Consider the following 10,261-nt stretch of genomic DNA (forward strand, 5'->3'; position numbering starts at 1 on the left):
CGCCCCGACGGGCGGGCCGGCGGCCCCGCCCCGGGCGCGGAGGCAGAGCCCGACCCTTCGCGCGTCCGGCCCCGGGCGGTCTTCGCGTCCGGCCCTGGGGAGGGGCGGTGCTCCCCGGCCAGGGCACGGCGGCGACAATGCGGGCATGACCACGTTCACGTACGCCGAAGTGGGCGCCACCGAGAGCGGCGGGCGGCTGCCCGGCGGGTATCACCACCTCGACGTGACCACCGAAGTGGGGCGTGGGGAACGGGACTTCGCGGTCGCGGTCGAGGCCGTCATGGGCTGGCGGATGCACCGGGCCGTGGGGGTCGGCATGGAAGCCGCGACCGACCGGGCCGCCCCCGGCGCCGACGTCACCGTGGGCCTCGGGCCGATCAAGGCGCCGTGCCGGGTCATATGGACCCGGGACGACGACCGCGCGGGCGGATGGGCGTACGGGACCTTGCGCGGCCATCCCGAGCGCGGCGAGGAGGCGTTCCTCGTCACGCTCGGCGAGGACGGACGCGTCCGTCTCACCGTGCGTGCGTTCAGCGTCGCCGCCGCCTGGTACGCCCGCCTCGCCGGCCCGGTCACGCGATGGCTCCAGCACGCGTACGCCCGCCGCTGCGGGCGGATCCTCAGAGGGCTGGTCGTACAAGGGAGTTGAGGCCGACGGCCTTCACCGGGGCCGATGACCTCCGTTGAGTTCCGTGACCTTCACCGAGCCGCGCGCACGTCACCGAGCCTCGTGACCTTCACCGAGCCGCGCGCACGTCACCGAGCCTCGTGAGCTTCACCGAGCCGCGCGCACGTCACCGAGCCCCGTACTTCCGTCACTGCGGCCCGTACTTGCGCCCCGTCTTCGACGTGATCCCGCCCAGCAGATTCCGCGGCACCAGCTTCGCCGCGCCGAGCAGCGTCTTGTAGCGCGCGTCCGGGATCGAGACCTGTTTGCCGCGGGCCAGGTCCGCGAGTGCCGTCGCGACCACCTTGTCCGCGTCGAGCCACATCCAGCCCGGAATGTTGTCGGTGCCCATGCCGGCCCGCTGGTGGAACTCCGTACGGACGAAGCCCGGGCACAGGGCCATGAGCCGTACGCCCGAGCCCGCCAGATCCTTGGCGGCGCCCTGCGTGAACTGCACGACCCACGCCTTCGACGCGCCGTACGTCCCACGCGGCACGAAGGCCGCCACCGAGGCGACGTTCACCACGCCGCCGCGGCCGCGCTCGCGCATCGACGCGGCGGCCGCCGACGTCAGCCGGGGCCCCGCCTCGCAGTGCACCCTGAGCAAGGTCAGCTCGTCGGCCATGGGGGCCTCGCGGGAGCAGACCTCGAGGTAGCGGCCCTTGTTGCCGAAGCCCGCGTTGTTGACCAGCAGATCCACCGGATTGCGGCGGTCGGCCAGGCGCTTGACGACCGACTCGATGCCGCCGTCGGTGGCCAGATCCGCGGTCAGCACCTCGGCCTCGATGCCGTGCCGGTCGTGCAGCTCGGTCGCCTGCTCCCGCAGGCGTTCGGTGTCCCGGGCCACCAGGACCAGGTTGTGCCCGTCCGCCGCGAGGGGCCGCCCGCAGGCGGCGCCGGTACCGGCGGGCGCCCCCGGGGTGAGGGCCGTTGTCATGGGCCAAGGCTAATGATGATCGTGGGCGCCCCCGGACCCGGTGGGCTTCCCGGCTTTCTGGCCCTTCTCCACGACCACGAACTGCCCCATCATCCCGCCGTCCTCGTGGTACAGCAGATGGCAGTGGTACATGTACGGAGTGTCCGGATCGGCCGGACCGTCGAACCGCATCGCCAGCTTCACCGTCGTACGGCCGGGCACGAACACCGTGTCCTTGGCGCCGCGCAGCTCCGGTGGCGGCTGCTTGCCGTTGACCTCCAGGACCCTGAACTGCACATCGTGCACGTGGAAGTTGTGCGGCATCCCGTCGTCATTGCGCACGGTCCAGGTCTCCGTGGTGCCGCGCGTGACCACCTCGTCGATCCGGTCCATGTCCATCGGGCGTTCGTTGATCCCGGACATCTTCAGCCCGAAGAAGCGCTCCTGCACGGACTCGGAGCCGTTCGGCACTTCCAACTCACCGAGCCGCACGGGCAGTTCGGGGGAGTCCCGCAGCGACTGCTTCGCCCGCAGCTCCAGCACGTCGAAGGAGTCGTCGCCCCCGCTGAACCGCTGCTGCCAGGCATCCCCGTAGTTGTCCTGCGGGAAGCTGCGCAGCACTGTCTTCTCGCCCGGCTTCATCCGTACGACGATCTCGCCGCGCTCACCCGGCGACAGCTGCAGCCGGTCCTTGCGTACGGGCTCTTCGAGCAGACCGCCGTCCGTGCCGATCAGCGCGAACTCGCGGTCGTCGGAGAAGCCGAAGTCGTAGACGCGGGCGGTCGAGGCGTTCAGCAGCCGCAGCCGTACGAGCTCGTCGCCGACTTCCTGGTACGGATTCAGCGTGCCGTTGACCAACGTCCCCTCGCCCAGGAAGCCGGTGTTCCGCAGGAACCCGTGCCCGTGGTCGAACTTCGCCCCGTCGAACGTCACGTCCTGCACGATGACCGGCACATCGTCCACCCCGTACGCGTCGGGCAGATCGAGCGCGGCGGACTTCTTGTCGTCGAGCAGGAACATCCCGGCGAGCCCGCGCTGCACATGCTTCTCGGTCTGCCCGTGCGGGTGCGGGTGGTACCAGAGCGTCGACGCCGGCTGGTCGATCGTCCACCGCGGAGCCCAGCTGCCGCCCGGCTCGACCATCTGGTGCGGGCCGCCGTCCATCGCCGCCGGCAGATGCATCCCGTGCCAGTGCACGGTGGACGCCTCGTCCAGACCGTTGGCTATCCGCACCTTGACCTTCTCGCCCCGCTCGGCGCGCAGCGTGGGCCCGAGGTAGTCGCCGTTGAAGCCCCAAGTGGGCGTCCGTTCCCCGTCCTTGAACTCCTTCTCACCCGCCTGCATCCGCAGGTCGAAGACGCGGGTGCCGTCCTTCTCGACGGTCGACGTCGCGAGCGGCGGTACGGCGAGCCGGTTGGCGAACGCCTCCTTCCCGACGGTGCTCACCTCGGCGCTCGTCCACAGCCACGCGAAGCCGCCGCCGACCGCGGCGACGAGGACGCCCACGACCACGGAGAGGATGATGAGGACCCGCTTGAGCCTGCCGCGTCTGCCACGCGCACCGTCGGTTTTCGTCATGCTCCAACGGTCCCGGCGGCAGACGCGTCATCCCATCGGGAAAGGCCCTGAAGCGACCCCGGCGCGCCCCCTACGGAGGCGGGGCTCGCCGCCCCCTACGGGGCTCGGGCTCAACCCCCGTACTTCTCCACGTACTTCCGGGCGTTCGCCAAGGTCTCGTAGTGCAGCGCCTCGCCCGCCGTGAGCACCCGCGGGAGCAGCGACCGGTCCAGGGTCGAGGCCCGGAACTGCAGCGCGACCGTCACGTCATGGTCCGGCCGGTGCACGATCTCGATCGGATCCCCGGCCGCGATCGCGCCCGGCTCGATCACCCTGAAATAGGCCCCCGCCGCACCGTCGCGAGTGAAGCGCTTCTGCCAGTGCTGCTCGCCGAGATGTCCGGCGAACGTCTGGCACGGGATGCGTCCGGACGTCACCTCGAGCACGAGCTCGGCCCCGATCCTCCAGCGCTCACCGATCAGCGCGCCGGACACGTCGAGACCGGACGTCGTGAGGTTCTCGCCGAAGGACCCGTTGCGCAGCGGGCGCCCGAACTCCTCCTCCCAGCGGTCCAGATCCTCCCGGGCGAAGGCGTACACGGCCTGATCGTTCCCGCCGTGCACGCGCTGGTCGCAGACCTCGTCCCCGGCCACCCCGCTCGGCCCCTTGCCCTTCGCCCCGGGCGCCGCGACCCGGACCGGCCCGTCGACCGGCTGCTTGTCGATACCGGACGTCCCGCTCGGGTGATCCGTGAACGGGACGGGAGTGGCCTTGCCGATATTCAGACTCAGAAGCTTCATGCCGCTCACGCTAGAGATCGTTCCCCAAGCCGTCGACCACTTTTCGCCTCTTGCTCCAAGCCTCACTTATGCTTACGTCATGATCGAGGCCCGTCATCTCCGTGTGCTCCGCGCCGTCGCCGCCACCGGCTCCTTCTCCGCCGCGGCCCGCGAACTCGGCTGTACGCAGCCGGCCGTCAGCCAGCAGATGAAGGCGCTCGAACAGTCCACGGGCACCCCGCTGCTCATCCGCACGGGCCGTGAGATGCGTCTGACCCAGGCGGGAGAAGCCCTGGTCAGGCATGCCGCGGGCATCCTCGCCGGACTCACCGCCGCCGAGGAGGAGGTCGCCGCGATCGCCGGTCTGCGTGCGGGCCGGGTCCGGCTGGTCTCGTTCCCGAGCGGCAGCTCGACGCTGGTCCCTTCGGCCCTCGCGGCCCTGCGCGCGGCGCACCCCGGCACCCGGGTCTCGCTCGTCGAGGCCGAACCGCCGCGCTCGGTGGAGATGCTCCGCGAGGGCGACTGCGACGTCGCGCTCGCCTTCCGGTACGAAGGGGCGCAGACGGACGACGACTGGAGCGATCTGGTCGTACGGCCGCTGCTCGCCGACCTCCTGGTCGGACTGGTGCCCAAGGGGCACCGGCTCGCGGACGGCCGCGGCAAGGTGCCCATCGCCGAGTTCGCCGACGAGGCGTGGATCGCGGGCTGCCCGCGCTGTCGCCGCCAGCTGATCGACGTCTGCGAGAACGCGGGCTTCACGCCGCGCATCGACTTCGCGACCGACGACTACCCGGCGGTGGTCGGCCTGGTCGGCGCGGGCCTGGGTGTGGCGGTGCTGCCGGACCTCGCCCTCGCGTCGGTCATCCCGAAGGGCACCCGTACGGTCACCGTGGAGCCGGCCGTACACCGCGAGATCGTCGCGCTCACGCTGCCGGATCTCGCCCGGGTGCCGACCATCGCGGCCACCCTCGACCACCTCACGGAGGCCGCCCGCGGCATGTCCCCGCGGGTGGCCGACTAGCCGGCCCGGCCGGGGGGCGCCAAGCCCCCGGCCGCACGGGGTGCAGCGCCTTCAGTCGTCAGAAGAATCGTTTCCTCAGTGGGTGGACATGGAGCTGGTCGCCGGTACGAGCCGGTTGCGCGCCCGGCCCATCAGTTCTTCGCGCTCGTCCTCGGTCAGGCCGCCCCATACGCCGTAGGGCTCACGCACCGCGAGGGCGTGGGCCGCGCACTCGGCGCGGACGGGGCAGCGCATGCAGACCTCTTTGGCCGAGTTCTCGCGAGCGCTCCGTGCGGCGCCCCGCTCGCCCTCCGGGTGGAAGAAGAGCGAACTGTCGACCCCTCGGCAGGCTGCGAGCAGCTGCCAGTCCCATAGGTCGGCGTTCGGCCCGGGAAGGCGGGAGAAATCTGCCATTGCTTGTCCCCTTGCAACCGTTCGAAGGCGGATCCGATGCCCGGTCGGGCGGTAGCAGGTGCCCGGACGAGGGCTGGTCGGACGCCCATGCCGTACATCTACTGTCTGAGTAGATGTAAATATGACTGATTGCGAATCTAGTCACAGACACCACCAAAAGGGAAGAAAAGGCGCTAAATGGGGCATAGCTTTCGGTGAATCCTCGGTGGCCAGCGGGCACCCCGATGCCCGCGATCACAACCCGGTGAACGGCCCATCACGTAGAGTGCCGAAGGCGGCCGACCGACCCGTAACTCTTTCGAGTGACCGTCGTTGAGAGTGCGGAGGCGGTTGAAATAGGAAGCGCTCGGGCAGGTGTCCGAGGGTGTCAACCGCTCAGGTGACGATTCGTATTCAGCCTGGAGGCTCAAGGTGACGCGCATCAGCTGCAGGAGCCGCGGAGGACGACAGTCATGACATCCGTCCTCGTCTGCGACGACTCCCCGCTTGCCCGCGAAGCGCTCCGCCGTGCGGTGGCTACCGTGCCCGGTGTAGAGCGTGTGACGACGGCGGCCAACGGCGAGGAAGTCCTCCGCCGCTGGGGCGCCGACCGCTCGGACCTGATTCTGATGGACGTACGCATGCCCGGTCTCGGCGGCGTCGAGACCGTGCGCCGGCTGCTCTCGGCCGACCCGGGCGCCCGGATCATCATGCTCACGGTCGCCGAGGACCTGGACGGCGTCGCGCTCGCGGTCGCCGCCGGTGCCCGCGGCTATCTGCACAAGGACGCCTCGCGTGCCGAGCTGCGCGCGACCGTCACGCAGGCGCTCGCCGACCCGACCTGGCGGCTGGCCCCGCGCCGCCTTCGCTCGGCCGAGATGGGCGCGGCGCCCACGCTCACCGCGCGGGAGATCCAGGTGCTCGAGGGCATGAGCCATGGGCGGTCCAATGCGGAGATCGGCCGTGAGCTGTTCCTCTCCGAGGACACCGTCAAGACGCACGCCCGTCGGCTGTTCAAGAAGCTCGGCGCCTCCGACCGTGCGCACGCCGTGGCGCTCGGTTTCCGTTGGGGCCTGGTTCGCTGAGCCGGGGTACCTCCCCGCTCCGGAGACACACCTCCCCGGCCGCAGGCCGGGGGAGCTGTCCGGGAGTTCGGGGGAGCCTCCGATGAGTCCCGCCCGCGCCGCTGCGGGCGGGCCGGCGGATGAGCGGATCCACTCGCTCGGGAGCGGTTTTCCTTGTTTCCCGCGCGATGCCGCATCCTTGAGGGTGTGGAGTTCCTCGGGGACGAGTCGGTCGAGCGGGAGGGGAGGGCGCAGGGGATGAGTTCCGGCGCACCTGCTCATAACGCTTCGGTGCACAACTATGGACGCGGTGCCACGGATCGGACGACGCCAAGGCACCATGGACCGATGCGCGAGGACGAGACCACCACTGTCGGTGCCCTCGTTCAGCATGCCGTCGAAGGCGATCAGCAGGCCACGCATGATCTGCTCGCCCGTGTGCACCCGCTGGCGCTGCGCTACTGCCGTACACGGCTGTCCCGACTGCCGGGCGACGCACGGCACTTCGTCGAGGACCTCGCGCAGGAAGTCTGTGTCGCGGTGCTGCTCGCACTGCCGCGCTACAAGGACACCGGCCGCCCCTTCGAGGCCTTCGTCTTCGCCATCGCCGGGCACAAGGTCGCCGATCTGCAGCGGGCCGCGATGCGGCACCCCGGATCGACCGCCGTGCCCAGCGACGAGATGCCCGAGCGGCCCGACGATTCACTCGGCCCCGAGGAGCGCGCGCTCCTGAGCAGTGACGCCGAGTGGGCCAAGAAGCTGCTCGCCAATCTTCCGCAGACCCAGCGCGAGCTGTTGCTGCTGCGGATCGCCGTCGGTCTCACCGCGGAGGAGACCGGGCAGATGCTGGGGATGTCTCCGGGTGCCGTGCGCGTCGCGCAGCACCGGGCCCTGAGCCGGCTCAGGGCGCTGGCCGAGCAGTAACGGCCGGGCTTTTCGCCGGTAGCACACGACGGAGATCGCGTACGTGCGAACGTACAAAGAAAGTCGATGATCTTGATCGTGGAATGAGACACCCCCGCTGGCCGTTAGCATGGACATCCGCACCGATCAAGGCCATTTGGGGAAGGTGTCATGACTGCAAACGTCGACGGAGTGCCCGAGAAATTCGCGACACTCGGGCTGACCTACGACGACGTGCTGCTGTTGCCGGGCGCGTCGGAGGTCCTTCCGAACGCGGTCGACACCTCGTCCCGCATCTCGCGGAACGTACGCGTGAACATCCCGCTGCTCTCCGCCGCGATGGACAAGGTCACCGAGTCGCGGATGGCCATCGCCATGGCGCGGCAGGGCGGTGTCGGTGTGCTGCACCGCAACCTGTCCGTCGAGGACCAGGTCAACCAGGTCGACCTCGTGAAGCGGTCCGAGTCCGGCATGGTGACGGACCCCATCACCGTGAACCCCGACGCCACGCTCGCCGAGGCGGACGCGCTGTGCGCCAAGTTCCGTATCTCCGGTGTCCCGGTGACCGACGGGAACGGCAAGCTGCTCGGCATCGTCACCAACCGCGACATGGCCTTCGAGACCGACCGCGGCCGTCAGGTGCGCGAGGTCATGACGCCGATGCCCCTCGTGACCGGCAAGGTCGGCATCTCCGGCGTGGACGCCATGGAGCTCCTTCGCCGCCACAAGATCGAGAAGCTGCCGCTCGTCGACGACGCCGGTGTGCTCAAGGGCCTCATCACGGTCAAGGACTTCGTGAAGGCCGAGCAGTATCCGAACGCGGCCAAGGACGCCGAGGGCCGCCTCCTCGTCGGTGCCGCCGTCGGTGCCAGCCCCGAGGCGCTGGAGCGTGCCCAGGCGCTGGCCGCCGCGGGCGTGGACTTCCTGGTCGTCGACACCTCGCACGGCCACAACAGCAACGCCCTGAGCTGGATGTCGAAGATCAAGTCTGCGGTGCACGTGGACGTGATCGGCGGCAACGTCGCCACCCGCGACGGCGCCCAGGCGCTGATCGACGCTGGTGTCGACGGCGTCAAGGTCGGTGTCGGGCCCGGCTCCATCTGCACCACCCGCGTGGTCGCCGGTATCGGTGTCCCGCAGGTCACCGCCATCTACGAGGCGGCGCTCGCGGCCCAGGCGGCCGGTGTCCCGGTCATCGGCGACGGCGGTCTGCAGTACTCGGGCGACATCGGCAAGGCGCTCGCCGCCGGTGCCTCCACGGTCATGCTCGGCTCGCTGCTCGCGGGCTGTGAGGAGTCCCCGGGCGAGCTGCTGTTCATCAACGGCAAGCAGTTCAAGTCGTACCGCGGCATGGGTTCGCTCGGTGCCATGCAGTCGCGCGGCCAGGGCCGCTCGTACTCGAAGGACCGTTACTTCCAGGCCGACATCGCCTCCGACGACAAGCTCGTGCCCGAGGGCATCGAGGGCCAGGTGCCCTACCGCGGCCCGCTGGCCAACGTCCTGCACCAGCTCGTCGGCGGTCTGCGCCAGACGATGGGGTACGTGGGCGCGGCCACCATCGAGGAGATGGAGACCAAGGGCCGCTTCGTACGGATCACGTCCGCGGGTCTCAAGGAGAGCCACCCGCACGACATCCAGATGACGGTCGAGGCGCCGAACTACAGCCGTAAGTAGACGTCTGTTCCGTACAGACCTCCAGGTCAGGGGCGGTCCCGGATTCCCGGGGCCGCCCCTGCTCCCTGTGTCAGGGATACTGGACGGGCAGGCCGAGAAGGACCCAGTAGGACCCAGAGGGAAAGGCACCTCCCAAAGTGACTGAGATCGAGATCGGGCGCGGCAAGCGCGGCCGCCGCGCGTACGCGTTCGACGACATCGCCATCGTCCCGAGCCGTCGTACGCGGGACCCGAAGGAGGTCTCGATCGCCTGGCAGATCGACGCCTACCGCTTCGAGCTGCCGTTCCTGGCCGCTCCCATGGACTCGGTGGTCTCGCCGGCCACCGCGATCCGCATCGGTGAGATGGGCGGCCTCGGGGTGCTCAACCTCGAGGGCCTGTGGACCCGTTACGAGGACCCGCAGCCGCTGCTCGACGAGATCGCGGAGCTTCAGGTGGAGGCCGCGACGCGCCGCCTCCAGGAGATCTACGCCGCGCCGATCAAGGAAGAGCTGATCGGGCAGCGCATCAAGGAGGTGCGCGACTCCGGTGTCGTCACCGCCGCCGCGCTCTCGCCGCAGCGCACCGCGCAGTTCTCCAAGGCCGTCGTGGACGCCGGCGTCGACCTCTTCGTCATCCGCGGTACGACGGTCTCGGCCGAGCACGTCTCCGGTGCCGCCGAGCCGCTGAACCTGAAGCAGTTCATCTACGAGCTGGACGTCCCGGTGATCGTCGGCGGCTGCGCCACGTACACCGCGGCCCTGCACCTGATGCGTACGGGCGCGGCGGGCGTGCTCGTCGGCTTCGGCGGCGGCGCGGCCCACACCACCCGTAACGTCCTGGGCATCCAGGTCCCGATGGCCACCGCCGTCGCCGATGTGGCCGCGGCCCGCCGCGACTACATGGACGAGTCCGGCGGCCGCTATGTGCATGTCATCGCCGATGGCGGCGTGGGCTGGTCCGGTGACCTGCCGAAGGCCATCGCGTGCGGTGCCGACTCCGTGATGATCGGCTCCCCGCTGGCCCGTGCCACGGACGCGCCCGGCAAGGGTCACCACTGGGGCATGGAGGCGGTCCACGAGGACGTGCCGCGCGGCAAGAAGGTCGACCTGGGCACGGTGGGCACCACCGAGGAGATCCTCACGGGTCCCTCGCACACCCCCGACGGCTCGATGAACTTCTTCGGCGCCCTGCGCCGCTCGATGGCGACGACCGGCTACAGCGAGCTCAAGGAGTTCCAGCGGGTCGAGGTCACGGTGGCGAACGCGCAGCATCAGCGCTGAGGTTCGTCTCGTACGTACGCGAAGAGGGCCCGCACCGGTCGGTGCG

Annotated in this window: 10 protein-coding genes; 6 read left to right on the top strand and 4 right to left on the bottom strand. The window is 70.1% G+C overall.

Annotation, left to right across the window (positions count from 1 at the left end):
• Positions 1-145: 145 nt before the first annotated feature.
• Positions 146-649 carry a DUF1990 domain-containing protein gene (locus JAO81_RS09775; protein WP_199547389.1) on the top strand — a complete coding sequence of 168 codons (504 nt, stop codon included), beginning with the start codon at positions 146-148 and terminating at the stop codon, positions 647-649.
• Positions 650-815: 166 nt separating this feature from the next.
• Here the strand turns inward: JAO81_RS09775 and JAO81_RS09780 are convergent, their stop codons facing one another.
• The 3 genes from JAO81_RS09780 to JAO81_RS09790 all read right to left on the bottom strand — a co-directional run bounded on the left by JAO81_RS09780 (position 816) and on the right by JAO81_RS09790 (position 3,940).
• Positions 816-1,604 carry an SDR family oxidoreductase gene (locus JAO81_RS09780; protein WP_199547390.1) on the bottom strand — a complete coding sequence of 263 codons (789 nt, stop codon included), beginning with the start codon at positions 1,602-1,604 and terminating at the stop codon, positions 816-818.
• 9 nt (positions 1,605-1,613) lie between these two features.
• On the bottom strand, positions 1,614-3,161 hold the full coding sequence (locus tag JAO81_RS09785; RefSeq protein WP_199547391.1) for a multicopper oxidase family protein: 1,548 nt from the start codon (positions 3,159-3,161) through the stop codon (positions 1,614-1,616).
• 110 nt (positions 3,162-3,271) lie between these two features.
• Complete coding sequence (locus JAO81_RS09790) at positions 3,272-3,940, bottom strand: MOSC domain-containing protein (RefSeq protein ID WP_199547392.1); 669 nt, start codon at positions 3,938-3,940, stop codon at positions 3,272-3,274.
• A 79-nt stretch (positions 3,941-4,019) separates the two neighbouring features.
• Between JAO81_RS09790 and JAO81_RS09795 the strand changes: the two genes are divergently transcribed.
• The gene (locus JAO81_RS09795) at positions 4,020-4,940 is read left to right on the top strand and encodes a LysR family transcriptional regulator (RefSeq protein WP_199547393.1); all 921 of its coding nucleotides are present in this window, start codon (positions 4,020-4,022) and stop codon (positions 4,938-4,940) included.
• Between the two features lie 75 nt (positions 4,941-5,015).
• Here the strand turns inward: JAO81_RS09795 and JAO81_RS09800 are convergent, their stop codons facing one another.
• Entirely contained in the window at positions 5,016-5,333 is a 318-nt protein-coding gene (locus JAO81_RS09800; protein WP_199547394.1) for a WhiB family transcriptional regulator, read from the bottom strand.
• A gap of 452 nt (positions 5,334-5,785) precedes the next feature.
• Here JAO81_RS09800 and JAO81_RS09805 point away from each other — a divergent pair, with 452 nt between their 5' ends.
• The 4 genes from JAO81_RS09805 to JAO81_RS09820 all read left to right on the top strand — a co-directional run bounded on the left by JAO81_RS09805 (position 5,786) and on the right by JAO81_RS09820 (position 10,215).
• A complete protein-coding gene (locus JAO81_RS09805) occupies positions 5,786-6,397 on the top strand; it encodes a response regulator transcription factor (RefSeq protein ID WP_003948568.1) in 612 nt (203 codons plus the stop codon).
• A gap of 327 nt (positions 6,398-6,724) precedes the next feature.
• Entirely contained in the window at positions 6,725-7,300 is a 576-nt protein-coding gene (locus JAO81_RS09810) for a sigma-70 family RNA polymerase sigma factor (protein WP_307813260.1), read from the top strand.
• 150 nt (positions 7,301-7,450) lie between these two features.
• Complete coding sequence (gene guaB, locus JAO81_RS09815) at positions 7,451-8,953, top strand: IMP dehydrogenase (protein ID WP_199547395.1); 1,503 nt, start codon at positions 7,451-7,453, stop codon at positions 8,951-8,953.
• A gap of 137 nt (positions 8,954-9,090) precedes the next feature.
• Positions 9,091-10,215: a GuaB3 family IMP dehydrogenase-related protein gene (locus tag JAO81_RS09820; RefSeq protein WP_199547396.1), complete on the top strand. Its 1,125-nt coding sequence runs from the start codon at positions 9,091-9,093 to the stop codon at positions 10,213-10,215.
• The last annotated feature ends 46 nt before the right edge of the window (positions 10,216-10,261 follow it).

Origin of the sequence: Streptomyces sp. N35, assembly GCF_016464295.1 — a bacterium.
In the GTDB taxonomy this organism is placed as follows: Bacteria; Actinomycetota; Actinomycetes; order Streptomycetales; family Streptomycetaceae; genus Streptomyces.